Source organism: Pseudomonas sp. BP6 (genome assembly GCF_017875935.1).
Taxonomy (GTDB): Bacteria; Pseudomonadota; Gammaproteobacteria; order Pseudomonadales; family Pseudomonadaceae; genus Aquipseudomonas; species Aquipseudomonas putida_Y.
Genome location: NZ_JAGINI010000001.1, coordinates 4,750,502 through 4,773,560, shown reverse-complemented (window position 1 = coordinate 4,773,560; position 23,059 = coordinate 4,750,502). Strand labels below are relative to the sequence as shown.

Here is a 23,059-nt window from a genome sequence, read left to right as displayed (position 1 = left end):
CTTGAGCATCATACTTGAACCCGGGCAGATCGAAGCGTCGGCGGTCACGCCGCCATTTCTGCACCTGCCTGCTGGCAACCTGTTTGAACTGCGCGCCGCCCGCCTGGAGCAACTGGCTGAGGGCAACGCGCTTGGCGACTACCTGAGGTTGATTGCACGTTTATGCCGCATCCAGCAGCAGCTTGTGGATAACCCGCCCAGCGGCTTGCCCGTGGCCGAGGAGCGTCAGCGCCTGTGCATGGACCATGGTTTGCCGCCGCTGGCGGCTGACAGCCTGGTGCGTGAAGGGCCGTGGCTGGTCTGGTTGCAGGCACTGCTAGAGCACCTCAGCGGCGAACACAGTGGCCCGCTGGGTGAGGCGCTGCAGTTGCTACGAGGCAGTGATGACCATCAGCGCAAGGGCTGGGGCATTGCTTTGCTGGCAGGCCAGTACGATGGTGTGCCCGCAGCACTGGTGCCGTTCCTCGGGGCCGCGTTGCAGGCGGCTTGGTCCAGCTGGTTGCTGGCGCTGCCCGTACACCAGCTCAAGCCTGCCGGCAGCCTGGCTCAATGCCCCGCTTGTGGTTCGCCGGCGATGGCCGGGGTGGTGCGCAACCGTGGAAAGCACAACGGCTTGCGTTACCTGGCCTGTTCGTTGTGTGCCTGTGAGTGGCATGTTGTGCGAGTCAAGTGTGTGTACTGCGAGTCGAGCAAGGACTTGCGTTACACCAGCCTTGAGGATGATCGCCATGCACCCGGCAAGGCGCCGCTGCGCGCCGAGTGCTGCCCAGGTTGCGACAGCTACCTGAAGCAGAACTACCTGGAGAACGATGCGGCGGCCGAGCCGCTGGCCGACGACCTGGCCAGCCTGGCCTTGGATATACGCCTGGACGGGGAGGGTTTCCATCGCCTGGCGCCCAACCTGATGCTCGCCCCGGGTAGTGGGTGAGGGTCTACACTGAAACACCGACTTGCCTTCGTAGCTACAGGTAATTGCGCCAACCTTCAGGATGACGCTGTACTTGTAGGAGCGGGTTCACCCGCGAATGGGCCAGCACAGACAACGGATCAGTCCAAGGTAGTACCGCATGTCCAACAGCCTAGCCAGCGACACCCCACGCCTGCCGTCCATCGATACCCTCCTGCGCCACCCGGCTTGCCTTCCGCTGATCGACCGCCACGGTCGCGACGCCGTGCTGACTACCCTGCGCCAGTTGCTCGACGACCTGCGCGAGCCCGCCCGTAATGGCGAACTCGGCAGCGCCGAGCTGGCCCCGGAAATCCTCCTTGGCCGCAGCGGCGAACGCCTCGCCCTCCAGCAACGTAGCCAGGTTCGCCGCGTGTTCAATCTCACCGGCACCGTGCTGCACACCAACCTGGGCCGCGCCTTGCTACCGGAAGAAGCCATCGAGGCCATGCGGACCGCCGCTCGTTATCCGCTCAACCTGGAATTCGACCTGGCCACCGGTAAACGGGGTGATCGTGATGACCTGATCGAAGGCTTGATCCGCGAGTTGACCGGTGCCGAAGCCGTCACCGTGGTCAACAACAATGCCGCCGCCGTGCTGCTAGCGCTCAACAGTCTGGGCGCGCGCAAGGAAGGCATCATCTCTCGCGGCGAGCTGATCGAGATCGGTGGTGCCTTCCGGATTCCCGACATCATGGCCCGTGCCGGCGTCAAGCTGCATGAGGTCGGTACCACCAACCGTACTCACGCCCGCGACTACGAGGCCGCCATTGGTCCGCGCACTGGCCTGCTGATGCGGGTGCATTGCAGTAATTACAGCATCCAGGGCTTCACCACCCAGGTGGCTACTGCCGAGCTGGCACGTATCGCCCACCAACATGAATTGCCGCTGCTTGAAGACTTGGGCAGCGGTAGCCTGCTCGACCTTACCCGCTGGGGCCTGCCCGCCGAACCCACGGTACGCCAGGCCCTGGCCGATGGTGCCGATATCGTCACCTTCAGTGGCGACAAACTGCTGGGTGGTCCGCAGGCCGGGATCATCGTCGGCCATAAGGACTTGATCACCAGGATCAAGAAAAATCCGCTCAAGCGTGCGTTGCGCGTCGACAAGATCACCCTCGCTGCACTCGAGGCGGTGCTGGCGCTGTACCGCAATCCCGATCGCCTGGCCGAGCGCCTGCCCAGTCTGCGCCTGCTGACTCGCAACCAGGCCGAGATCCAGGCCCAGGCCGAGCGCCTGGCGCCTGAACTCAAGGCGCGCCTCGGTGAGCAATGGGCAATCAGCGTGGAGCCTGCGTTGGGCATGATCGGCAGTGGCAGCCAGCCGGTTGCGCGCTTGCCCAGTGCTGCGCTGTGCCTGCGCCCGCAAGTGTCGAAGAAGCTGCGCGGGCGCAGCCTGCATGTGCTGGAGCGAGCCCTGCGCGACCTGCCGGTGCCGGTGCTGGGCCGGATTGACGACGATGCCCTGTGGCTGGACCTGCGCCAACTGGATGACGAAACCCAGTGGCTGGCCCAGTTACCAGCTCTGCAGTTGGGGCCGGTGCAGTGATCGTTGGAACCGCTGGCCACATCGACCATGGCAAGACCGCACTGCTGCAGGCGCTAACTGGCCAAGCCGGCGACCAGCGGCAGGAGGAGCGCGCCCGCGGTATGACCATCGACCTTGGCTACCGCTATGCGGCGCTGAGCGAAGGCGCGCCGCTGACCGGCTTCATCGATGTGCCGGGCCACGAGCGTTTTATCCACAACATGCTGGCCGGCGCCCATGGCATCGACCTGGTGTTGTTGGTAGTGGCTGCCGACGACGGGGTCATGCCGCAGACCCGTGAGCATCTGGCGATCATCGAGCTGCTGGGTATTCCCCAGGCCTTGGTGGCGATCAGCAAATGCGACCGGGTCGAGCCGTCGCGCCTGGCCGAGGTGCAGATGCAAGTCAGTGAACTGCTGGCGCGTGGGCCGTATGGCGGTGCGCGGCAGTTTCCGCTGTCGAGCATCAGCGGGGAGGGCGTGGGAGCGTTGCGCCAAGCCCTGCTGGAGGCCGAAGCAGGTACGCGGCAACGCAGGGTGCACGGTGGTTTTCGCCTGGCCGTCGACCGTGCCTTTGCGGTTACCGGCGCGGGTGTGGTGGTCACCGGCACGGCACTGGCAGGGCGGGTCAGTGCGGGTGATACGTTGCTGCTGGGCAAGGCTGGCAAAGTGGTGCGCGTGCGTGGCCTGCATGCTCAGAACCAGGCCGCGTTGGTGGCAGAAGCCGGTCAACGGGTGGCGCTGAACATCGCTGCCGAGCGCCTGGCCGTGGAGCAGGTGCACCGGGGCGACTGGCTGGTGCCCGAGTGGTTGCATGCGCCCAGTGTTCGGGTGGATATCGAGCTGAACCTGTTACCTGATGAGACGCGTACTTTCGAACATTTCAGCGCCGTGCATGTGCACCTCGGCACTCAGGATGTTACGGCCCGGGTCGCCTTGCTCGAAGGCGAAAGCCTGGCTGCCGGCCAGCGCATGTTTGCCCAGTTGTTGCTCAACGCGCCGTTGCAGGCCGTGCACGGCGACCGCCTGGTGCTGCGCGATCAGCGTGCTCAGCGCACATTGGGCGGCGGCAAGGTGCTCGACCCGTTCGCACCAAGCCGCCAACGCCGCAGCGATGCCCGTCTGCAGCAGTTGCAGGTGCTGCGCGATGCAGCGGATCTGGAGCAGGCACTGCCAGCACTGCTTGCCAGTGCCCCGGGCGGTATTAGCCCGCAGCGACTCGAGCGGCAGTTCAACCGCCTGCGGGAAACCTGGCAGTTACCGGACGATGTGCGGGTGGTGGCCACCCGGCAGGGCCAACTGTTGTTCGCCAACGCCCAATGGCAGGCGCTCAAGCAGCAGGTTCTGGAACAGCTGGCGCGCTTTCACGAGCAAGAGCCCGACCAGCTCGGCCCTGACCGTGATCGCTTGCGGCGCTTTGTAGCCTTGCCTCTGGAACGGCCGGCATTCGTCAGTTTGCTGGATGAACTGCTCGACGACAGCGCCATCGCCAGCAGCGGGCCATGGCTGCATCTGCCCGATCACAAGGTACAGTTGAGCGAAGCCGACAGTGCATTGTGGGCACGTCTGCAGCCGAAGTTGATCGCTGGGCAATTTGACCCACCCTGGGTCAGGACGCTGGCGAGTGAGGAGAACCGTGCCGAAGCCGATGTGCGCCTGTTATTGCGCAAGTTGGCGCGGCTGGGCCTGGTGCATCAGGTAGTGCGCGACCTGTTCTACCCAGAGGCGACGCTACAGCGCATGGCAGCGTTGATGTTGGGGCAGGCCAGCGAAACGACGATAGTGCAGGTTTCCGCGTTTCGCGATATGTTGGGCATCGGTCGCAAGCGCAGTGTGCAGATTCTGGAATACTTCGACCGTATCGGCCTGACCCGGAGGGTGGCCGACCAGCGTCACATCCGCGCCGACAGCGCCCTGGCCCAACAGCAGGCCAGGCACTGAGTTCAAGGAAGGCAATCGCGCCCGGTGGCGCGGCCGGGCTTCAAACCCGGTTGGGGACGGCAGCCGTTCCCGGGCAGGTTCGACTCCCGCTGCCTTCCGCCATTTTTTCACCCTTTAGGGCCTCTTCGCGGGTGAACCCGCTCCTACACAGGAAACGCTATCGTCGTAGGAGCGGGTTTACCCGCGAAGAGGCCCTAAAGGGCGCTGATCAAGCCCGCTCGCCACACAAATCCAGGACAAACCAGTGGTCTGCTGCGTCGGCATCCAACCCCGCGCCCAGCAGTGCCACCATCTTGCCCAGTGCCGCTTCACGGGTCATGCCACCGCCACTGACCAGCCCGGCCCCGCGCAAGCGGTTGCCCGCTGCATAGGTGTCGAACACCACCGAGCCTTCCGGGCACTGGCTGATCGCTGCCAGCATCACGCCGCGCTGGCGCGCTGCGCTCAGCACATTCAGCAGCGCCTGGTCATCTGACGGCCCGGTACCGCTGCCGTAGCACTCCAGCAGCAAACCCTGCACACCACTGTCGATCAAGGCCTGCAAATGCCCGGCCTGCAGCCCTGGGAACACTGGCACGACCGCCAGGTTGACCGGCTTGCGCGGCTGCCTGTAGCCCAGCTCGGCAGGGATCGTATCGGCCCGCTCAGCGTCACGATGGCGTGGCAGCGCCGCAAAGGCATCGAACGCTTCGCTGCGCAGCTTCGACGCCCGACAGCCATGCAGCAGCTGACCGTGGAAGTACAGCTGCACGCCCTCTTCCAGGCCTTGTTCGAACTGGCGCAATGCGCCGCACAGGTTGTCCCAGGCATCGCTGTCCGGGGCACCTGCCGGCAGCATCGAGCCGGTCAGCAACACTGGTACGGGCAAGCCAAGCAACAGGAACGACAACGCTGCAGCGCTGTAGGCCATGCTGTCGGTGCCGTGCAGCACCAGCACGCCATCGTGGCCCGCTACATCCACCGCCTCGACGATGGCATCGCGCATCGCCAGCCAGTTGTGCTGTTGCATGTTGGCGCTGTCGAGCAGCGGGTCCAGCTCGTGCAGCGTCCATTGCACCTGGGGTGCATTGGCCATCTGGGCAAAGTGTTCACGCATCCGCGCTTCAAAACCACCGGCCGGTGCCAGGCCTTCGGGGGTTTCGAGCATGCCGATGGTGCCACCGGTATAGAGAACGAGAAGATTCTTTACTGCGCGCATGGAAAGCATCCGTAGCAGTGAGCGGAGAAAGAAAAGCCGCCCGCGGAAGGGGCGGCTGGGCAGGGGAGGATATCAGCGCTGCGGCTGAACTTGGCCGACTGCTTTGTCAGTGGCTGTTTCCACCTGAGGATTGGCAGGCCAGGCATTGCGGTCCAGGTCCAGGTCGGCAAACTTGGACGAGTCGAACACAGGCTGCTTTACACCGGCCTTGCGCTGGTCGTCGTAGTCGCGCATGACTCGCAGGCCGACCTTGAACAACATGGCCAGGGCCACCAGGTTGACGAAGGCCAGGCAGGTCATGGTGATGTCGGCGAAGGCGAACACGGTCGACAGGTCTTGCATCGAACCCCACACGACCAGTGCCAGCACCAGGCCACGGAACACCATCAACACTACGCGGTTACGGCTGAGGAACTGCAGGCTGTTCTCGCCGAGGTAGTAGTTGTAGAGGATGCAGGTGAAGACGAACAGCGACAGCGCCACGCTGACGAACACCCGGCCCCAGTCACCGACTACGGCGGCCAGCGAGTTCTGGGTCAGGACAATGCCGTCGCCCTCGAAGCCCGGGGTGTAGAAGCCCGAAAGCAGGATCAGCAGTGCGGTGCAGGTGCAGATCAGGAAGGTGTCGAGGAACACGCTGAAGGCCTGGACCACGCCCTGCGCGCCCGGGTGTTTCACGGCAGCCACGGCAGCGACGTTTGGCGCACTGCCCAGGCCGGCTTCGTTGGCGAACACGCCACGCTTCACACCCATGACGATAGCGCTGCCGAGCAGGCCGCCGAAAGCCGGGTCGAGGCCGAAGGCGCTCTTGAAGATGGTTTCCAGCATGGCTGGCACGTGTTCGATCTGGGTGCCGATCACGTACAAGGTCACGCCGATGTAGGCCAGGGTCTTGACGGGTACCAGCAGGTCCGACACCGCCGCAATGCGCTTGATGCCGCCGATGAAGGTGATGGCCATCAGCACGGCCAGGACAATACCGCTGTGGCTTGGGTCGAAGGCAAAGGCGTTCTGCAGCGAATGGGTCATGGTGTACGACTGCAGGCCGATGAAGGCGAAGCCGTAGGTGACCAGCAGCAAGACCGAGAACACGATGGCCATGTTCTTGCGCTTCAGCCCGTGCTGGATGTAATAGGCCGGGCCGCCACGGTACAGGCCATCGCCATCAGCGCGCTTATACACCTGGGCGAGGGTGCATTCGAAGAAGCTGCTGGACATGCCTACCAGTGCGGTGACCCACATCCAGAACACCGCACCTGGGCCACCCAGGGTGACTGCGATACCGACACCGGCGATGTTGCCGGCGCCCACGCGGCCGGCCAGGCTCAGCATCAGGGCCTGGAAGGAGCTCAGCTGGCCTGCCTGGCCACGCAGCGATTCCTTGAACACGCTGAACATATGGGTGAAGTGGCGGAACTGGACGAACCGGGAGCGGATGGTGAAGTAGCTACCCAGCCCTACGATCAGCACGATGAGGAGTTTCCCCGAAAGGAAATCGTTGATTACTTCGAGCATTGGAAAATGACCTCGATTCTTATTCTTCGTGTGGAAATACCAGCGGACGGCAGGCGCACCGCTATTCGTTGGGGCGCATGGTTGGCTATGACAAGAGTGGTTACAATTTCGCGGATTGCTCTGACTTGATGCGAGTTGATGCTACAATGGCGTCATTCGCGTCACCTGGATCCCGCATATGAGCGATCATTTCGCTACCAACCTCAAACTTGCCTGCAGCCATTACCGCTCTATTTCCGAAGTTTGCCGCCAGTTGTCGATCAACCGCGCGCAGTTCAACAAGTACCTGAGCGGGCAAAGCCGTCCGACGGCTTTCAACCTGAAGCGTATCGGCGACTTCTTCGGTGTCGAGGATTACGAACTGAACCTGCCCGCCGAGCAGTTCGCCCGTCTGATCGGTGCGCGGGTATCGCCCCGGGCCCAGCAGTCCAGTGACCCGATCAGCGAGTTGTTCCGCCCGTTGCACGAACATGGCGGCAACCTTTCGCGCTATTGCGGTTACTACTTCGAGTACTCCAACTGCATGTCGGTGCCGGGCACGATCCTCGTGTCGCTGGTGCACCTGTGGGAAGAACGCGGCCGTTTTCTGTTCGAGCGCCAGGAACGGCAGGAGCGCTCCAGCGCCACCGATCAGCATGCCGAGGTACGCTGTCGCTACCTGGGGGCGGCGTTCCAGTTGCAGGACCGGATGTTCCTCATCGACTACGAGTCGCTGACGTTCAACGAGATGAGCCAGACCATCCTCATCCCCAGCTTCAAAAGCCGCATCACCCGGTTGAATGGCCTGAAGGCCGGCGTATCCAGCGGCGACCGGCGCAACCCGGCCTGTACCCGGGTGGTATGGGAATACCTGGGCGAGGAGATCAATCGCATTAATGCGTATCGACAGGTGAAACTGTACCGGCCGGATGATCCACGCATAGACGACGATGTGCGTAAGCGGTTGAGTGTGGCGCCGTTGCGCGATGGTCTGTTCGAGATCGAGTAATGCTCAACGCCTTAAGCATTGTCGAGGATGAACGCTGCTACTGCGTCCGCAACCTGGTCCGCTATCGCGGGAGCCCTGCGCAAATGTGCCGCGATGCCATGGTCGCAGTCGGTAAGAAACAGGCATTGCAAGCGCGACGCTGAAACTGCTCGCATCAAGGCGAGGGTAACTTCTTCAGGAATCGGGCTATAGCGTTCAGTGCCGGCAATCCACAGGTTGCCAGCGCTGGTGCCAGGGCCTTTGCCGAATCTCTGGGAGTTGAGCCCGTCGTACTCGCCGATCACCATCAATACTCTTCCACGAAACTGGTTGAGGAAGGTGTAGCTATCGCTCTCCAGAAAACCGAAAGGCTTGTTGATGGCAGCAGTGAATGCTGGGCCGAACGGCGCCTGGTAGGCGTGGTCTGGATAAACTGCTGGGCAGATTAATACGATGTTGTCCACTTGTGGCAACTGTGCTGCAAGCTTGAGCGTAATTGCCGCGCCAAGGCTGTGGCCTATGAGCGTTCGGCATCGAGGCGCGATATGCGCGTGGAAACGCTGTGCTTCATCAAGGTTCGTAGCCAGTGACGGCGACATTGCGCCTGGTTCGCTGGCGAGGCTATGGCCTGACAGATTGCCAGTGAGTGAACCAATGCCTGCGGCTTGCAGGCGATAAAGCAGGGGGTTGAGCCGGGTAAAGTCGGAACGCGCGCCCCCCAAAACGAATGCTGGAGCTGCGCGCTCGATATCAGGTACCAGCAATCGCGCCTGTTGCTGGTAGTTTCCAAAGACTTCATTGATGAACAGCTCTTTGCCTGGGGCGGGCTCGTCAAACTGCCACTTCACGCGCTGCGGGGAAGTCTTTTGAATGTGCATGGTGCTCTCTAGAAGAACTGGTTGAGCCATTCGCCGAGCGGGTTGCCCGTATCGAGCAGCAGTTTGAGTGCCATGATGCAGCAGACGCTGACCAGCAGCGGTTTTATGAGGCGTGAGCCGAAGCGTACTGCGCAGCGTGCCCCCAATTGCGCGCCCAGAAAGGCGGCGAGCGCCATTGCCAGCGCCAGCGGCCAGATGATCGCCCCGCTGAGAGAAAAGACTGACAATGCGCCCAGGTTACAGGCTGCGTTCAAAAGCTTGCTGGTGCATACGGCTTGAATGAGGTGCTGGCCCAGGAGGACCACGCAAGCCAGCATGAAGAACGAGCCGACTCCAGGGCCGAAGATGCCGTCATAAAAGCCAATGAATGGTGCAGCCGTCACGCAGAATAGGCTAGTCGATACCTTTGCCTTGCGCGCTTGTTCATTCGGCTTTGGACTGAAGGCAAAGTAGGCGGCGATCAGGATCAGCAGTGGTGGGACGCACGCCTGCAAAACGCTTTTGGGGACGTAAGTTATCGACAAGGCTCCCAACGCCCCACCGATGAACGACATGACAGCCATGGGACTGCCTCGTCTCCAGTCGATCATGCCTTTGCGGGCGAAGGCGCACGTAGCCGAAACCGTAGCCGAAGCTGCCTGGAACTTGTTTGTGGCAATAGCTGCCAAGGGTTCTACACCGGCAATAAACAGCACCGGGAGCGTGATAAGGCCACCGCCGCCGGCGATAGCATCAAAAAAGCCGGCCATCAGTGCAACCAGTGCGAGTAGCAGAACAAACGTCAAGTCGATTTCGATCATGGGGTATTTTCCTGTGCTCAACCACGGACCAGCAGCGGGTCTTCAGCGAGCACCAACGGTACGGCGAAGGGGGAGTATCCGAATTGACGGATAAGCAGGCGCCGGTTGTCCTGGACCTTGTCGCGGCCGTGCAAGGCTCGGCTGTTGTTGATCAACAGTGCGCTGTCAGGTTGCAGGGCAAACGTCAGCGGTTGTGCAGTGCTCAGTGCTTTTTGAAAGGCGCTGAACGCGCGCGCCGCAGCGTTGCAGGCACGTTCATTCAGACTGAAGCGATAGCTGTTGTATCGAACAGAGAAACCACCATTGGGCTCGAACTGCAGCATTGAAACTGCTTTGCCAGCATTGCCCTGTCCCTGAGTGAAGCAGTCACTGCGTGTGAAGTCGAAAGACTTTGAAGTCAGCGCAAGTGTGTCCAGGTTACTCAAGCGTTCGATGATTTCCCGGAGTGGGAAGACATTCGTAGGTTCATTGGCGGGGTTCCAGCGCGCAGTGAGAATCAGTGCTGAGGGAGCAGGGGAGTGAGCGTTGCTGGCGTTTGTTGAGCAGTTGTAAGGTGCTTCAGTGTGTGGCCCTAAGTGCAAGCCCGCATGCGAGCTGGTTTCAACCTCCAGGCAAGGATCTTCGTCGGGTCGCGGGACGCGGCCACCGCCCTTGAAGTTGCCGACCAGGCGGACCTGTTTGCCATCGTTGTCGATATCGAAGGCGAAACTGCGGTGGCGTACGAGCTCCAGCAGCAGTTGATTGCGCGAGGCAAGGTATTGGCAGCGAGGGCTTTGCGCCAGGGCGGTAATGTCGGGTAGGTATTCTGGTATTGGCTCGTTGGCACAGTGCATCTGCCTGTACATCAAGGCAGATAGATGGCCTTCACTGAAGCGCTGGAGGAGCGCACGCTGTTCTTCACTCAAGGCCTTTTCGAGTTGATCGGCGAATATACGAGCCTGAAGTGCTACTCCTTTAGCCTCCGGTCCACCCAAATCAGCAAGGGTTTGGCTTGCAAAGGCTATGGCCTGGCTTTGCTCTGGGTAAAAATCCAGGTACGCAGCTTCGGAATGAGGCATTGAACGTTCCTTGTAGTTTTTTTGTGAGGCTCCCTGCCTGGCAAGTGGGGAGTCGACTATTCAATGCAGTTATGCCGATACGTGGAAGTCAGCCCATTCCTTGTGTGTCGTAGGAGATTTCTGCCTGTGGCGGTATTGAACGGTGAAACTGTGGAATCGCTCCCGCCTGCGGCATCCAACGGGGCCGGTGTTGGACTTCCCGGGCAGGAAACCGCAAAATAACCCCTTTACTCCATCAACCTCTCCGGATCTGCTGACTCTATGCGTATGCGCCTAATGCTGTTGGGTGGTGGCAATGCCCTCGGGCAAGCGCTGATTCGTCTTGGGGCCGAGGAGGACATCGCATTCCTGGCACCGCGCCCGCCCGAGAACGGCTGGGCGCCCTCAAGCCTCACTCAGCTGCTCGATGACCATCGCCCCGACGCCCTGGTCAACCTGGCCTATTACTTCGACTGGTTCCAGGCCGAGTCGGTCAGCGAGCAGCGCCTGGCCCAACAGGAGCGGGCGGTGGAGCGGTTGGCAGAGCTGTGCCAGCACCATCAGATCACCTTGGTGCAGCCATCCAGCTACCGTGTGTTCGATGGTTCGCGGGCCACGGCCTATAGCGAAAAGGACGAGCCAGTGCCGCTGGGCTTGCGTGGCCAGGCCCTTTGGCGCATCGAGCAGAGCGTGCGTGCGACCTGCCCGCAGCATGTGCTGCTGCGCTTTGGCTGGTTGCTGGATGAGAGTATCGATGGCGCGTTGGGCCGCTTCCTGACCCGTGCCGAGCAACCACAAGAGCTGCTGCTGGCCGATGATCGACGTGGCAACCCGACGCCGATCGATGATGCCGCCCGAGTGATCCTGTCGGTACTCAAGCAACTTGATTGCAATGCGCCGCTGTGGGGCACCTACCATTACGCCGGCAATGAGGCGACCACGCCGCTGGCGCTGGGCCAGGCGATCCTCGCCGAGGCCGGTCAATACCGCCAGCTGGCCGTGCAGGCCCCCACGGCGCAGGCCCATGCCGCGCGTCCGGATGCCAGCGAAGAGCCACAGCATGCGGTACTGGCCTGCAAGAAAATCCTTCATACCTTCGGTATCAAGCCGCGTGCCTGGCGCGCTGGCTTGCCACCTCTACTGGACCGGTTCTACCGCCATGGCTGACGCTGACGCCCCCATCCTGATCACCGGCGGTGCCGGCTTCATTGGCTCCCACCTGTGCGATGCGTTGTTGGACAAAGGTTACGCCGTACGCATTCTCGACGACTTCTCCACCGGCCGACGAAGCAATCTGCAGGTCGACCACCCCCGGCTGGAACTGATCGAAGGTGATGTTGCCGATGCCGGGCTGGTCACTCAGGCTGCGGCTGGTTGCCGTGCTGTGGTGCATCTGGCCGCGGTGGCCTCGGTTCAGGCCTCGGTCGAAGACCCGGTGCGTACTCACCAGAGTAACTTCATCGGTACCCTCAACGTTTGCGAAGCCATGCGCGTGCATGGGCTGCGTAGGGTGCTGTTCGCCTCCAGCGCAGCGGTGTACGGCAACAATGGTGAAGGGGAGTCGATTTCCGAAGACACACCCAAGGCGCCGTTGACACCTTATGCCGTGGACAAGCTGGCCAGTGAGCAGTACCTGGACTTCTACCGCCGCCAGCATGGCCTGGAGCCGGTGGTGTTCCGCTTCTTCAACATCTTCGGGCCACGGCAGGACCCTTCCTCACCGTATTCCGGGGTGATCAGCATCTTCTGCGAGCGTGCTGTACAGGGCTTGCCGATTACAGTGTTCGGTGATGGCGAGCAGACGCGGGACTTCCTTTACGTGGGCGACCTGGTGCAGGTGATGGTGCAGGCACTGGAGCAGCCGCAGGTCGAGGAGGGGGCGGTGAACATCGGGCTGAACCAGGCGACCTCACTGAACCAGTTGCTGGCTGCGCTGGAGAAGGTTGTGGGGCGCTTGCCAGCGATCAGCTATGCGGCGGCGCGATCGGGTGATATCCGCCATTCGCGAGCGGATAACCAGCGGTTGTTGGCGCGGTTCGATTTTGCGCAGGTGACGCCGATGGTTGAAGGCCTGGCAAAGCTTCTCGGTAAAGGCTGAACCCCTCGGGGCTGCGCCGCGGCCCTGAAATCACCCATGCCGCACCCTTCTGCGCTGGCAATCTTCGGGATGTAAGGCCCGCCCATCCTGGCTGCGGACCTGCAATATCTCAAGCGCTTGCCCCGTCACGCCGTCCACCAGTTCCGAACGCGTTTCACCCGCCTCGAACAGAAACCGCTCCCCCCACTGCCTCAAACCAATCACCACTGGAAACACCGACCGCCCTTTATCGGTCAACACATATTCCTTGTAGGCACTGCCATCCGATGCCGGCTGTGTCATCAGTAACCCACTTTCCACCAACAGCTTTAGCCGCGAGGTGAGGATGTTCTTCGCCAGCCCCAGGTTCTTCTGAAATTCACTGAAACGCCGTAGGCCGTCAAAGGCATCGCGCAGGATCATCAGCGCCCAACGGTCACCCAGCACCTCCAGAGCCCGGGCCACGGGGCACTGCGCATTGTTTTCATCGAGCATGGGGCACGCCTGTCTTGATTATCTGGTTGCAGATTAAAACCACTTTTGTTAAATAGCCAGCGTGTGGTTTCAAATTGAAACCAGATTCCAGAGGCTTGCCCAATGATACCTTCGCTGACACGCTGGATAACCCTGTTGCTTGCCACCACCAGTGCGATGGCTGTGGCGACGGTGTACTTCGCTCAACCGCTGCTTGAGTCGATGGCTGCTGAGTTGGGGGTGGCGCAGCAGCAGATTGGCTGGGTAGTCGGCGCGACCCAGGCGGGCTACGCCCTGGGGCTGCTACTGATTGTGCCGCTCGGGGACTTGGTCGACCGTAAACGTCTGTTGCTTGGCCAGTTGCTGTTCTCGGCGCTTGCGCTGGTCGGCGTTGGCATGGCGCCGAACTGGGCAATATTGCTGCTGGCTCTGGCTATCACCGGGTTGATGGCCGTCATGGTGCAGGTGATGGTGGCTCATGCCGCGAGCCTGGCCTCACCTGGCCAGCAAGGGCAGGCGGTAGGCACTGTCACCAGTGGTGTGGTGCTGGGCATTCTGCTGGCACGGCTGGCTTCGGGCGGGCTTGCCGACCTGGCCGGTTGGCGAAGTGTGTACCTGGTCGCCGCAGGGCTCTTGATGTTGTTGGCGCTGGTGCTGTGGCGCAGTCTGCCCGGCGGGCAGCCGATGAGGAGCCGGCCGCGTTACGGGGCGCTGATCATGGCCCAGTTCAGTTTGTATCGGCACGACAGGTTGCTGCGCCAGCGCGGCGTGTTCGGTGTATTGATCTTCGCTGCATTCAGCGTGCTTTGGAGCGCCATGGTCATGCCGCTAAGCGCTGCGCCGCTGGCGCTGAGCCATACCGAGATCGGCCTGTTTGGCCTGGCAGGTGTCGTGGGTACGCTGGCGGCTTCGCATGCCGGGCGTCTGGCCGACCATGGGCGGGGTGAGCGTACAACCGGGGTGTCGTTGGCCCTGCTGACGTTGTCGTGGCTGCCAACAGCGTTCGTCGAGCATTCATTGCTGGCCTTTGTGCTGGGTGTGCTGATGCTGGATTTTGCCGTGCAGGCAGTGCATGTCACCAACCAGAGCCTGTTGCTGACCGGACGTGGTGCGATGGCTAGCCGTTTGATCGGCGCCTACATGTGTTGCTATTCGCTGGGCAGCGGTTTGGGGGCGGTGTTGGCGAGCTGGGTGTTTGCACACTGGGGCTGGGTTGCGGTGTGTGGGCTTGGCATGGGCATCAGTGCCGCCGCGCTGTGCTACTGGCTATGGCTGCAGCGCGCGAGGGCGGCCGAGGCCGCCCTGCAATGTTCAGGTCAGAACTTGTAGCCTAGGCCGACCATGTATACCCACGGGTCGACGTCGACGTCGACCTTGGTCTTGCTGTAGCCAAGGGCGGTCGGGCCGTTGACGCTGGCCTTGGTGTCGATGTCGACGTACCAGACCGAGGCGTTTACCAGCAGGTTGTCGGTCAGCATGTAGTCCATGCCCAGTTGGCCGGCGATACCTACCGAATCCTGCAGCTTGAGGTTGCTGAAGCCTTGTTGCTTGCGTGCGCTGCTCAAGTCTTCGTCAAAGAACAGGGTGTAGTTGATACCGACGCCAGCGTACGGCTGGAAGCGCGAATTTGGCTCCATTGGGTAGTACTGCAGCGACAGCGTCGGCGGCAGTTGCTTGATGTCCGCCAGCTTGCCGTCCAGCCCGCCGCCCAGACCTTTTACGGCGACAGTGTGCTTGAACGGGGTAGCTGCCAGCAGCTCCAGGCCGATGTGGTCGGTGAGCATGTAGGCAAAGGTCAGGCCCAACTGGGTATCGCTGTCCAGGGTCGCCTTGGTGCCCGACACCTTGTTACCGTCGAACTTGAGGTCGCCGCTGCTCTCGTTCGGGGCGGTGGTGATGGCGCCTGCGCGCAGGATCATGTCCCCCGCCTGATAGGCGTGGGCGGCAGGGGCGGCGAGCGCAAGGGCCACAAGCGAGGCACCCAGCAAGGACTTGTTCATGGAAGCTCCCAAAGGACGTTATTAATCGAGTAGTCCAATGGTACGGAGCTGGTTAAACGGAAAGTTTGACCCAGCTCAACGAAGCGTCTTCACGAATTCGAAACAGTTCTCATCTCAGCTCATAAGCGTAGATTTTCTCGGCTTCCATTTGGTAGCCAGCGTCGGCCAGCTCGCTGCTGGAAGCTCTAACCTGCATCTTTCCCTCGATCCAGTAGGGCTGGTAGAGGTCTTCGACGCGCACGCCCATCTCGCTGAAAATATGCACGATCTGGTTCGGTGGTGGCGGCGGCACGTGGATGCACGCGCCATAGTAAGGGACCAGCAGGAATTCGGTGGTGCGGCCTTCCTCGCTGACCTCCAGGGGCACGATGTAGCCGGGCAGTTTGACCTGTTGGCCGTCGAGGCTTTTTACCACTGGCGCGTCGGGCGCCTGCTGGCGCGCGGGCGGGGCGGATTCGGCAGACAATGCGCTGCTGAGCTGTGACATGTCGTGCAGCGGAGCCAGTTGCGGCGGGATGACCGGTGCACCTTCAGGGATCAGCGCGGGCCAGTCCAGCTCCTTGGGTTCGGCGGCCCACAGAGGCATCGCTACCAGCAACAGCAGGGCCAGCAGCATGTGCATTGCCGGCCTCTTCGCGGGCATGCCCGTTCCCATAGGTACTGCACAAGGTCCGAAGCCTGCGGGGCTCCCTGTGGGAGCGGGCGTGCCCGCGAGGCAGGCGGTGAGGTGTTTGATCATTACGCGCACTCAGACGTGGATGGACAGGCCGTCGGCCAGCGACTGGCGGTAAGCCCGCCACGCCGGCACGCTGCCCATCAGCAACGCGGCCCCCATGATGATAGCCAGCAAGGTCCATTCATGAGTACTTGGCAGAGCCAGTGGCAAATACAAACCATAGTTGGCCTGCACATACCCCTGTGCCAGGGCGATACCCGCATATAGCAAGCCAAGCCCGGCCACGATCCCGACCGACGCCAGTGACTGTGCTTCAAGTACCAGCAACCCTGCAATATGCCAAGGCCGGGCCCCGACCGAGCGCAAGATCGCCATTTCTCGGCGGCGTTCGTTGAGGCTGGTGAGAATCGCCGTGAGCATGCCGATCAAACCGGTCAGCACCACGAATAGTGACACCACGAACAATGCCTGCTCTGCGGTGCCCATCAGGCTCCACAGCTCTTGCAGGGCGACCCCAGGCAGGATCGCCAGCAACGGCTCGCTACGGTATTCGTTGATTTCCCTCTGCAGACTGAAGGTTGCGATCTTGCTGTTCAGGCCAAGCATGAATGCAGTGATGGCAGCAGGTTGCAGGTCCATCGTACGGGCCTGCTCGGCGCTGATGCGCCCGGCGCCACGGGCGGGTACGCCGTTGTGCCAGTCGATATGGATCGCCTCCATGCCGCCCAGGCTGATATGCAGGGTGCGGTCGACGGGGGTACCGGTGCGCTTGAGTACGCCGACCACGGTAAACGGCTTGTCGTCGTGCTTGACCAGACTGATTGCGGCCACGCCGTGGGCCAGCACCAGCTTGTCACCCAGCTTGTAGTGCAATGCCTCGGCCACTTCGGCGCCGAGCACCACCTCGAACGGGTCGTTGGCAAACTCTCGCCCCTGGCTCAGTTGCAGATGCTGGCGGCGGCCGTACTGGTAATGGCTGAAGTAATCTGTGGTGGTGCCCATCACTCTGTAGCCGCGGTGCGAATCGCCCAGCGAGATCGGGATTGCCCACTTCACCCGTGGGTCCTGTGCATAGTGCTGGAAGCTGTCCCAGCGGATGTTATTGGTCGCGTTGCCAATGCGGAACACCGAATACAGCAGCAGGTTCACCGAGCCAGAGCGTGCGCCGACGATCAGGTCGGTGCCGCTGATGGTGCTGGCGAAGCTGGCACGGGCTTCGGTACGGACCCGCTCAACAGCCAGCAGCAGGCACACCGACAGGGCAATGGCGAAGGCGGTCAGAAAAGCGGTGAAGCGGCGGTTGGCCAGGCTGGCCAAGGCAAGGCGGAGCAGGTACATCAGGCCTCCCGGGGCTTGGCGGCACGGTTCAGTTCAGCAAGCGACAGGTGGCGGTCGAACAGCGGTGCCAGGCTCTGGTCGTGGCTGACGAACAGCAGGCTGGCACCGGCGGCGCGGCACTCATCGAACAGCAGGCGGATGAACGCTTCGCGGGTGTCTGCATCCAGAGCCGAGGTCGGTTCGTCGGCAATCACCAGCTCAGGCTGGCCGATCAGTGCGCGGGCGGCGGCGACCCGCTGCTGCTGGCCGATCGACAGGCTGTCGGCGCGGCGGGCAAGCATGGCAGGGTCGCCCAGGCCCAGGTGGGTCAGCAGCGTGCTGGCCGCCTGGTCAACACTGCCATGGCGCTGCTCGGCGCGTGCCTTGCGGCTGCGCGAGAAGCGGCAGGGCAGCTCGACGTTTTCACGTACCGAGAGGAACGGCAGCAGGTTGAACTGCTGGAAGATGTACCCTGTGTGATCGACCCGAAAGCGGTCGCGGGCGCCCTGGCTCAGGCTGCCGAGATCCTGGCCGAGCAACTGGATGCGGCCCTGGGCTGGCACGTTCACCCCGCCCAGCAGGCCCAGCAAGGTCGTCTTGCCACTGCCGCTAGGGCCTTTGAGAAACAGTGCCTCACCAGCGTCCAGGCGCAATGCCGGAATATCCAGCAGCGGCGGGTGGCCTGGCCAGGCGAACACCAGGTCATGCAGATCGATCAACGGCTGGTTCATTCAGAAGGCGACCGCTGCCTTGGCCGGCGTGGTTTCCACGCCTTTCTGGCCATTGGGACCGATCAGTTGCACGTTGATTTTCTGGGTGGCGGGGAAGGCCTTGAACAGCGGCGCCAGGTCCAGCTGGGTCAGTTTGTCGGGGTTGGCGCAGGTCAGCTGATAATGGGCGCCGATGTCGCTGTGCTGATGGCCGTGTTCGTGTTCGTGTTCATGCTCGTCACCATCGTCATCGGCCTTCGAAGCGTCACCGAACAGAGGGCTTTCCAGCGCCTGCTGCTCTTCCTTGCAGTCTGCGGCAGCAGAAAGGCCGAACAGCTTCAGTGGTTGTTCAAGTTGCTGGCGCACGGCGGCAACTTTGGCCTTGTCGGCATCGCTGCTGGCGGCATGCTCGAAGCCGACCAGATTCATTGCCGGGCTGTCCAGCTCCAGTTCCAGTGTATTGCCATCGAGCACTGCGTTGAGCTTGGCTACGCCATGCTCGTGGGCGCCGAGGGAGCCGTGGGCGTGGTCATGATCATGGTCATGTTCATCGTGGGCATGGGCCGCGGCCAGTGGCAGCAGAGCGAAGGGCAGGGCAAGCAGCAGGCGACGCATGGATGACTCCGGAGCGGGCTGGAAGATTGGGTTATGTTATAACAAGGTTTCGGCGCGCCGCCAGCCTGCGTGGCGTATGTTTCATGTTGCGGTAGCATGGCTGCATTGACGTGAGTTCAAGGAATGCATCATGAGAGTTCGTGGACAGATTGGTGACTGGCCGGTGGACCTGACCATCGAGCTGACGCCTGAAGAGTGGGCGCAGCTTGGGCGGCAGACCGAGGTGCCGGTGGCAGCCCAGGCGGCTGCGACAGCTGCGGTGGCCGGGCCGCGCCAAAATGACGCTCAGTGGGCTGCGGCGCGTGATGTGTTGCGTCTGGCAGGACAGATGAGCGGGCCGGAATTGCTGGACCGCCTGGAAGGGCTGTCAGGGAGTACGGCGGCGGGCAAACGGCTGCTGGTGCGTTTGCGGCACAGCAGTGAGGTCAAGGTGGAGAGTGGCGTGGATGCGCCGGTTTATCACTGGGTAGGGTGAGCGCTGTCTTGCTCAAAATCTGAAAGTCTGCGCGGTCGCCCGTAGGAGCGGGTTTACCCGCGAACACCGGCAGAGCCGGTGCCATCCACTGTGTCGGTTTCTTCGCGGGCATGCCCGCTCCCACAGGTCCAGCGCAGGCTTCAAGGTCACTCAGAACATTGCCGCCGACAGCTTGCGACGATAAACACCAACCAGCGGGTGATCGCCACCCAGCAAATCGAACACCTGCAACAGCGCCTTTTGCGGCAGCCCGTTCTCGTAGCCACGGTTACGCTGGAACAGCTTCAGCAGCCCTTCCAGCGCCGCCTCGTACTGCTGGCGCGCCAGTTGCTGAATGCTCAGCTGATAAGCCGCCTCGTCGTCTTGCGGGTTCTGCGCCAGGCGGCTTTTAAGGTCAGCCACTTCCGGCAGGCTGGCAGCCTGGCGCAGGAAGGTCAGCTGGGCCTTGGCACCGGCCAGTGCAGCTTTGTGTTCGTCAGTCTTGACCGCATCCAGCACCACTTGCGCTTCGCCCAGCTCGCCACGCTCGGCCAGGCAGCGGGCATATAGGATCAGCGCTTCGGCATTGCTGTTGTCCTCACCCAGCAGCGCCTGCAACAGCGCTTCGGTTTCGGCAAAACGGCTTTCGGCAAACAGCGCCTTAGCCTGTTCCAGTGGCGAGGCGGTGGGCGCGGTTGGCATTTGTACATGCGGCTCGAGCATGGCGCGGATCGCCGATTCCGGTTGTGCCCCGGCAAAGCCGTCTACCGGCTGGCCGTCCTTGAACAGCACCACTGTCGGCAGGCTACGGATGCCGAACTGGGCAACCACCTGTTGCTCCACGTCGCAGTTGATCTTGGCCAGCAGCAGTTCGCCCTGGTAACCCTCGGCAATCTTTGCCAGCAATGGCATCAGTGCCTTGCACGGCGCGCACCACTCGGCCCAGAAGTCCACCAGCACCGGTTTGTGGAAGGAGTTCTCGATCACCAGTTGCTGGAAGTTGGTATCGGTGGCGTCGAAAATGTAAGGCGTGTCTTGGGTCATCGCGACTCTCGCAAACTCGTGTATGGCAACACTATAAGGTGTCGCGACTGGCGTGGTACAGGCTGACCCGGCGGAATTCGTGTGGCTCGGCCAGGTCCGGCAGGGTCAGTGCTTCAAGCACGCCCAATTGCTGGTACAACGGGTGGCGAAAGTCACGTACCCGCGAGTCGGCCACCAGGGCCTGGTGACCGCGGCTCAGGAAGGCATCCAGCAGCGGCAGGTTGGCGCGGTCGTACAGCACATCGGCAACCAGGATCAGGTCGAAGCGGTCTTCCTCGGCAAAGAAATCGCTGCTGTAGCTTAGGGTCACCCCGTTCAGTGCCGCATTCGCACGGCAGGCATCGAGGGCCAGCGGGTCGAGGTCGCAGGCCACCACTTCCAGTGCACCGGCGTGTGCAGCAGCAATGCCGGCGATACCAGAGCCGGCACCAAAGTCCAGCACGCGCTTGCCCGCCACCCACTCCGGGCGTTCGGCCAGGTAGCGGGCCATTGCCAGGCCACTGGCCCAGCAGAAGCTCCAATAGGGCGGCTCTTCGAGAATGCGCCGGGTTTCTTCGCTGCTGAAGGCGCGATCCATGTTCTGGTCGTCGATCAGCCATAGCTTCAGGTCGCAATCGGGCAGTTCGCTGACGATCAGGCGCGCTTCGCCGATCAGGCCGCTGAGGGCCTGTTGCAGGGCCAGCGGCGCCACTTAAGGCGCCTTCTCGAAACGCAGCGGGCCGGTGGCCTGGGTCTGTGCCTGGGTAATGCGCACAGGGGGCAGGTGCATGATCAGCTGGCCAGAGTTGCTGGCGCGGCCACGCAGTTCGACTCGGGCACCGGGCGGGAAGGCTTCGGGGTTGAAACGCAGGTGGTAGGGCAGTGCCTGGCCAGTACCGGTCAGCTTGCTGCTTGCCAGCAGGCGCTGCGGACGGTCGCGTTCGTCGATGACCAGCAAGGCCAGTTCCACGTCGGCACCTGCCGGGATTTCCAGCAAGGTGCCGCTCAGCTCGCGCTGGTAGGCCGGCAGCGGGCCCGGTACTTCGGCCTTGGCCGAGCGGGCAGGGGCGGGCGCCGGGTTGTCGGTCTTTGGCCTGTCGCTGCCGCAGGCGGCAAGCAGAGCGGCGCAGCACAGCACGACGAGCGCTCGGTAGTGCATGGGGTAGTCCTTCACGGGCATATTTCCCATGGATGTTAACCCCTTTGGCTTGTCTTGCCAGTGCAATGCGCTACCATGGCCCTCCCTTTTTTTGTTGCCTGCCACCATGCACTGTCCCTTTTGCGGTGCCAACGACACCAAGGTCATCGACTCTCGCCTCGTTGCAGAGGGCGAGCAGGTGCGCCGCCGCCGTGAATGCGTGGCCTGCGGCGAGCGCTTCACCACCTTCGAAACCGCCGAGCTGGTGCTGCCCCGGCTGATCAAGCAGGACGGCACGCGTCAGCCCTTCGACGAAGAAAAGCTGCGCGCCGGCATGCAGCGGGCGCTGGAAAAGCGTCCGGTCAGCGTCGAGCGCCTGGAAGCCGCGCTGGCGCACATCAAGAGCCGGCTGCGTGCCACTGGCGAACGCGAAGTCAAATCGCTGGTGGTCGGTGAAATGGTCATGGCCGAGTTGCGCAAACTCGATGAAGTGGCCTATATCCGCTTTGCCTCGGTGTACCGGCGCTTCCAGGACCTCGACGAGTTCCGCGAAGAAATCGACCGCCTGGCCCGTGAGCCAGCTAAAGAGTGAACATGCCCAGCCAAGCCGCCATCCTTGATGCCCACTACATGGCCCGCGCGCTGGAGCTGGCGCGCAAAGGCCTGTACACCACCCACCCGAACCCGCGGGTAGGCTGCGTGATCGTGCGTGATGGCGAGGTGGTTGGCGAAGGCTGGCACGTACGCGCCGGCGAGCCGCATGCCGAAGTGCATGCCCTGCGTCAGGCGGGTGAACTTGCCCGCGGGGCTTGTGCCTACGTCACCCTGGAGCCATGCAGCCACCATGGCCGTACGCCGCCATGTGCCGAAGCGCTGGTCAAGGCCGGTGTGGCGCGTGTAGTAGCCGCCATGCAGGACCCTAATCCGCAAGTGGCGGGACAGGGCCTGCGCCGCCTGGCCGAAGCCGGAATCGAAGTGGCCAGCGGGGTGCTCGAAGCCGAGGCCCGCGCCCTCAACCCAGGCTTCCTCAAGCGCATGGAGCACGGCCTGCCGTTCGTTCGCGCCAAGCTGGCCATGAGCCTGGATGGCCGCACAGCCATGGCCAGTGGTGAAAGCCAGTGGATCACCGGCCCGGCCGCCCGCTCGGCGGTACAGCGCCTGCGCGCCCGTTCCAGCGTGGTGCTGACCAGCGCCGCCAGTGTACTGGCCGATAACGCACGCATGACCGTGCGTGGCGCCGAGCTGGGTCTGGATGCCGAAACCACTGCCCAGGCACTCAGCCGCACACCCTTGCGAGTGTTGGTCGATGGCCGCCTGCGCCTGCCACTGGCTGCGCCGTTCTTCCAGGCCGGCCCGGCTCTGGTGGTGACTGCTGTCGCAGATGACCCGCGCTATGCCGCTGCCGGCCACGAATTGCTCAGCTTGCCGGGCGACAATGGCCAGGTCGACCTTGCGGCGCTGCTGCAGGCCCTGGCCGCCCGCGGCGTAAACGAAATCCTGCTGGAAGCTGGTGCTGGCCTGGTGGGTGCCTTTGCCAGGCAGGGCCTGGTCGATGAGTTCCAGCTGTTCGTCGCCGGCACCTTCCTCGGCTCCCACGCCCGCCCATTACTGGACTGGCCACTGGAAAAGATGAGCGAGGCGCCGCGGCTGAAAATTACCGAAATGCGCGCAGTGGGCGATGACTGGCGGGTCACGGCCATCCCCCTGCCGGCGCCCGGCGTATAATGCCGGGCTTGCCCTGCGCAAACCGTTTTTGAGGAAGACCC

24 protein-coding genes and 1 tRNA gene are annotated in these 23,059 nt (G+C 62.6%); 11 read left to right on the top strand and 14 right to left on the bottom strand.

Translation table 11 applies throughout. The annotated features are described in order from the left end of the window. Position 1 precedes the first annotated feature (1 nt). The 4 genes from fdhE to J3A98_RS21635 all read left to right on the top strand — a co-directional run bounded on the left by fdhE (position 2) and on the right by J3A98_RS21635 (position 4,516). Positions 2 to 928 carry a formate dehydrogenase accessory protein FdhE gene (gene fdhE / locus J3A98_RS21650; protein ID WP_209968294.1) on the top strand — a complete coding sequence of 309 codons (927 nt, stop codon included), beginning with the start codon at positions 2 to 4 and terminating at the stop codon, positions 926 to 928. A 139-nt stretch (positions 929 to 1,067) separates the two neighbouring features. After that, positions 1,068 to 2,495: an L-seryl-tRNA(Sec) selenium transferase gene (gene selA / locus J3A98_RS21645; protein ID WP_176684334.1), complete on the top strand. Its 1,428-nt coding sequence runs from the start codon at positions 1,068 to 1,070 to the stop codon at positions 2,493 to 2,495. Beyond that, positions 2,492 to 4,414, top strand: a complete 1,923-nt coding sequence (gene selB, locus J3A98_RS21640) for a selenocysteine-specific translation elongation factor (protein WP_209968291.1) — start codon at positions 2,492 to 2,494, stop codon at positions 4,412 to 4,414. The genes selA and selB overlap by 4 nt, the downstream gene beginning before the upstream one ends. Before the next feature lie 6 nt (positions 4,415 to 4,420). Beyond that, a tRNA-Sec gene (locus J3A98_RS21635) sits at positions 4,421 to 4,516 on the top strand. A gap of 106 nt (positions 4,517 to 4,622) precedes the next feature. Here J3A98_RS21635 and J3A98_RS21630 read toward each other — a convergent pair. Both J3A98_RS21630 and J3A98_RS21625 read right to left on the bottom strand, forming a co-directional pair. Further along, positions 4,623 to 5,621: an asparaginase gene (locus tag J3A98_RS21630; RefSeq protein WP_209968288.1), complete on the bottom strand. Its 999-nt coding sequence runs from the start codon at positions 5,619 to 5,621 to the stop codon at positions 4,623 to 4,625. Positions 5,622 to 5,684: 63 nt separating this feature from the next. After that, the gene (locus J3A98_RS21625) at positions 5,685 to 7,127 is read right to left on the bottom strand and encodes an alanine/glycine:cation symporter family protein (RefSeq protein WP_176684337.1); all 1,443 of its coding nucleotides are present in this window, start codon (positions 7,125 to 7,127) and stop codon (positions 5,685 to 5,687) included. Between the two features lie 178 nt (positions 7,128 to 7,305). On the opposite strand from J3A98_RS21625, the gene J3A98_RS21620 reads away from it, so the two are divergent. Continuing rightward, complete coding sequence (locus tag J3A98_RS21620; RefSeq protein WP_176684338.1) at positions 7,306 to 8,115, top strand: helix-turn-helix transcriptional regulator; 810 nt, start codon at positions 7,306 to 7,308, stop codon at positions 8,113 to 8,115. Positions 8,116 to 8,126: 11 nt separating this feature from the next. Here the strand turns inward: J3A98_RS21620 and J3A98_RS21615 are convergent, their stop codons facing one another. From J3A98_RS21615 to J3A98_RS21605, 3 genes are read right to left on the bottom strand one after another with little or no spacing between them, the layout of a single operon-like run. Further along, on the bottom strand, positions 8,127 to 8,972 hold the full coding sequence (locus J3A98_RS21615) for an alpha/beta fold hydrolase (protein ID WP_209968284.1): 846 nt from the start codon (positions 8,970 to 8,972) through the stop codon (positions 8,127 to 8,129). Positions 8,973 to 8,980: 8 nt separating this feature from the next. Further along, complete coding sequence (locus tag J3A98_RS21610) at positions 8,981 to 9,772, bottom strand: TSUP family transporter (RefSeq protein ID WP_209968281.1); 792 nt, start codon at positions 9,770 to 9,772, stop codon at positions 8,981 to 8,983. Between the two features lie 17 nt (positions 9,773 to 9,789). Further along, positions 9,790 to 10,830: a hypothetical protein gene (locus tag J3A98_RS21605; protein WP_209968278.1), complete on the bottom strand. Its 1,041-nt coding sequence runs from the start codon at positions 10,828 to 10,830 to the stop codon at positions 9,790 to 9,792. A gap of 261 nt (positions 10,831 to 11,091) precedes the next feature. Here J3A98_RS21605 and J3A98_RS21600 point away from each other — a divergent pair, with 261 nt between their 5' ends. Then, the gene (locus tag J3A98_RS21600; RefSeq protein WP_176684341.1) at positions 11,092 to 11,976 is read left to right on the top strand and encodes a sugar nucleotide-binding protein; all 885 of its coding nucleotides are present in this window, start codon (positions 11,092 to 11,094) and stop codon (positions 11,974 to 11,976) included. After that, positions 11,969 to 12,907: an NAD-dependent epimerase/dehydratase family protein gene (locus tag J3A98_RS21595; RefSeq protein WP_176684342.1), complete on the top strand. Its 939-nt coding sequence runs from the start codon at positions 11,969 to 11,971 to the stop codon at positions 12,905 to 12,907. Before J3A98_RS21600 ends, J3A98_RS21595 begins: the two co-directional genes overlap by 8 nt. 30 nt (positions 12,908 to 12,937) lie before the next feature. Here the strand turns inward: J3A98_RS21595 and J3A98_RS21590 are convergent, their stop codons facing one another. Beyond that, a complete protein-coding gene (locus J3A98_RS21590) occupies positions 12,938 to 13,381 on the bottom strand; it encodes a helix-turn-helix domain-containing protein (protein WP_209968275.1) in 444 nt (147 codons plus the stop codon). A 102-nt stretch (positions 13,382 to 13,483) separates the two neighbouring features. On the opposite strand from J3A98_RS21590, the gene J3A98_RS21585 reads away from it, so the two are divergent. After that, positions 13,484 to 14,689 (top strand): MFS transporter, encoded by a 1,206-nt coding sequence (locus J3A98_RS21585; RefSeq protein ID WP_209968272.1) that lies wholly within the window; start codon positions 13,484 to 13,486, stop codon positions 14,687 to 14,689. Here J3A98_RS21585 and J3A98_RS21580 read toward each other — a convergent pair. The 5 genes from J3A98_RS21580 to J3A98_RS21560 form a co-directional block, all read right to left on the bottom strand. After that, positions 14,677 to 15,360, bottom strand: a complete 684-nt coding sequence (locus J3A98_RS21580; RefSeq protein WP_021783920.1) for an OmpW family outer membrane protein — start codon at positions 15,358 to 15,360, stop codon at positions 14,677 to 14,679. The genes J3A98_RS21585 and J3A98_RS21580 overlap by 13 nt on opposite strands. A 109-nt stretch (positions 15,361 to 15,469) precedes the next feature. Beyond that, the gene (locus J3A98_RS21575; RefSeq protein WP_209968269.1) at positions 15,470 to 15,982 is read right to left on the bottom strand and encodes a DUF3299 domain-containing protein; all 513 of its coding nucleotides are present in this window, start codon (positions 15,980 to 15,982) and stop codon (positions 15,470 to 15,472) included. A 126-nt stretch (positions 15,983 to 16,108) separates the two neighbouring features. After that, entirely contained in the window at positions 16,109 to 17,374 is a 1,266-nt protein-coding gene (locus tag J3A98_RS21570) for an ABC transporter permease (protein WP_209968266.1), read from the bottom strand. Further along, positions 17,374 to 18,084 carry an ABC transporter ATP-binding protein gene (locus J3A98_RS21565; RefSeq protein WP_209968263.1) on the bottom strand — a complete coding sequence of 237 codons (711 nt, stop codon included), beginning with the start codon at positions 18,082 to 18,084 and terminating at the stop codon, positions 17,374 to 17,376. The genes J3A98_RS21570 and J3A98_RS21565 overlap by 1 nt, the downstream gene beginning before the upstream one ends. Beyond that, positions 18,085 to 18,678 carry a DUF2796 domain-containing protein gene (locus tag J3A98_RS21560; RefSeq protein ID WP_209968260.1) on the bottom strand — a complete coding sequence of 198 codons (594 nt, stop codon included), beginning with the start codon at positions 18,676 to 18,678 and terminating at the stop codon, positions 18,085 to 18,087. A 130-nt stretch (positions 18,679 to 18,808) separates the two neighbouring features. Between J3A98_RS21560 and J3A98_RS21555 the strand changes: the two genes are divergently transcribed. Next, the gene (locus tag J3A98_RS21555; RefSeq protein WP_176684349.1) at positions 18,809 to 19,153 is read left to right on the top strand and encodes a hypothetical protein; all 345 of its coding nucleotides are present in this window, start codon (positions 18,809 to 18,811) and stop codon (positions 19,151 to 19,153) included. Positions 19,154 to 19,303: 150 nt separating this feature from the next. Here J3A98_RS21555 and trxA read toward each other — a convergent pair whose 3' ends face one another. From trxA to J3A98_RS21540, 3 genes are read right to left on the bottom strand one after another with little or no spacing between them, the layout of a single operon-like run. Next, positions 19,304 to 20,176, bottom strand: a complete 873-nt coding sequence (gene trxA, locus J3A98_RS21550; RefSeq protein WP_209968257.1) for a thioredoxin — start codon at positions 20,174 to 20,176, stop codon at positions 19,304 to 19,306. Positions 20,177 to 20,207: 31 nt separating this feature from the next. After that, positions 20,208 to 20,867 (bottom strand): 50S ribosomal protein L11 methyltransferase, encoded by a 660-nt coding sequence (locus J3A98_RS21545; RefSeq protein ID WP_209968254.1) that lies wholly within the window; start codon positions 20,865 to 20,867, stop codon positions 20,208 to 20,210. Further along, positions 20,868 to 21,314, bottom strand: coding sequence for a YbaY family lipoprotein (locus J3A98_RS21540; protein WP_209968251.1), 447 nt, complete (start codon positions 21,312 to 21,314; stop codon positions 20,868 to 20,870). It lies immediately after the preceding gene. Positions 21,315 to 21,420: 106 nt separating this feature from the next. Here J3A98_RS21540 and nrdR point away from each other — a divergent pair, with 106 nt between their 5' ends. Together nrdR and ribD are read left to right on the top strand one after the other, a co-directional pair. Beyond that, entirely contained in the window at positions 21,421 to 21,885 is a 465-nt protein-coding gene (gene nrdR / locus J3A98_RS21535; RefSeq protein ID WP_003255402.1) for a transcriptional regulator NrdR, read from the top strand. A gap of 2 nt (positions 21,886 to 21,887) precedes the next feature. Further along, complete coding sequence (gene ribD / locus J3A98_RS21530) at positions 21,888 to 23,018, top strand: bifunctional diaminohydroxyphosphoribosylaminopyrimidine deaminase/5-amino-6-(5-phosphoribosylamino)uracil reductase RibD (protein ID WP_209968246.1); 1,131 nt, start codon at positions 21,888 to 21,890, stop codon at positions 23,016 to 23,018. The last annotated feature ends 41 nt before the right edge of the window (positions 23,019 to 23,059 follow it).

What these genes read in the sequence shown, in the direction of transcription:
- selA (WP_176684334.1), top strand. Translation starts at nt 1,068, where the DNA reads ATGTCCAACAGCCTAGCCAGCGACACCCCACGCCTGCCGTCCATCGAT.
- J3A98_RS21630 (WP_209968288.1), bottom strand. Translation starts at nt 5,621, where the DNA reads ATGCTTTCCATGCGCGCAGTAAAGAATCTTCTCGTTCTCTATACCGGT.
- J3A98_RS21625 (WP_176684337.1), bottom strand. Translation starts at nt 7,127, where the DNA reads ATGCTCGAAGTAATCAACGATTTCCTTTCGGGGAAACTCCTCATCGTG.
- J3A98_RS21620 (WP_176684338.1), top strand. Translation starts at nt 7,306, where the DNA reads ATGAGCGATCATTTCGCTACCAACCTCAAACTTGCCTGCAGCCATTAC.
- J3A98_RS21615 (WP_209968284.1), bottom strand. Translation starts at nt 8,972, where the DNA reads ATGCACATTCAAAAGACTTCCCCGCAGCGCGTGAAGTGGCAGTTTGAC.
- J3A98_RS21610 (WP_209968281.1), bottom strand. Translation starts at nt 9,772, where the DNA reads ATGATCGAAATCGACTTGACGTTTGTTCTGCTACTCGCACTGGTTGCA.
- J3A98_RS21605 (WP_209968278.1), bottom strand. Translation starts at nt 10,830, where the DNA reads ATGCCTCATTCCGAAGCTGCGTACCTGGATTTTTACCCAGAGCAAAGC.
- J3A98_RS21600 (WP_176684341.1), top strand. Translation starts at nt 11,092, where the DNA reads ATGCGTATGCGCCTAATGCTGTTGGGTGGTGGCAATGCCCTCGGGCAA.
- J3A98_RS21595 (WP_176684342.1), top strand. Translation starts at nt 11,969, where the DNA reads ATGGCTGACGCTGACGCCCCCATCCTGATCACCGGCGGTGCCGGCTTC.
- J3A98_RS21590 (WP_209968275.1), bottom strand. Translation starts at nt 13,381, where the DNA reads ATGCTCGATGAAAACAATGCGCAGTGCCCCGTGGCCCGGGCTCTGGAG.
- J3A98_RS21585 (WP_209968272.1), top strand. Translation starts at nt 13,484, where the DNA reads ATGATACCTTCGCTGACACGCTGGATAACCCTGTTGCTTGCCACCACC.
- J3A98_RS21580 (WP_021783920.1), bottom strand. Translation starts at nt 15,360, where the DNA reads ATGAACAAGTCCTTGCTGGGTGCCTCGCTTGTGGCCCTTGCGCTCGCC.
- J3A98_RS21575 (WP_209968269.1), bottom strand. Translation starts at nt 15,982, where the DNA reads ATGCACATGCTGCTGGCCCTGCTGTTGCTGGTAGCGATGCCTCTGTGG.
- J3A98_RS21570 (WP_209968266.1), bottom strand. Translation starts at nt 17,374, where the DNA reads ATGTACCTGCTCCGCCTTGCCTTGGCCAGCCTGGCCAACCGCCGCTTC.
- J3A98_RS21565 (WP_209968263.1), bottom strand. Translation starts at nt 18,084, where the DNA reads ATGAACCAGCCGTTGATCGATCTGCATGACCTGGTGTTCGCCTGGCCA.
- J3A98_RS21560 (WP_209968260.1), bottom strand. Translation starts at nt 18,678, where the DNA reads ATGCGTCGCCTGCTGCTTGCCCTGCCCTTCGCTCTGCTGCCACTGGCC.
- J3A98_RS21555 (WP_176684349.1), top strand. Translation starts at nt 18,809, where the DNA reads ATGAGAGTTCGTGGACAGATTGGTGACTGGCCGGTGGACCTGACCATC.
- trxA (WP_209968257.1), bottom strand. Translation starts at nt 20,176, where the DNA reads ATGACCCAAGACACGCCTTACATTTTCGACGCCACCGATACCAACTTC.
- J3A98_RS21540 (WP_209968251.1), bottom strand. Translation starts at nt 21,314, where the DNA reads ATGCACTACCGAGCGCTCGTCGTGCTGTGCTGCGCCGCTCTGCTTGCC.
- nrdR (WP_003255402.1), top strand. Translation starts at nt 21,421, where the DNA reads ATGCACTGTCCCTTTTGCGGTGCCAACGACACCAAGGTCATCGACTCT.
- ribD (WP_209968246.1), top strand. Translation starts at nt 21,888, where the DNA reads ATGCCCAGCCAAGCCGCCATCCTTGATGCCCACTACATGGCCCGCGCG.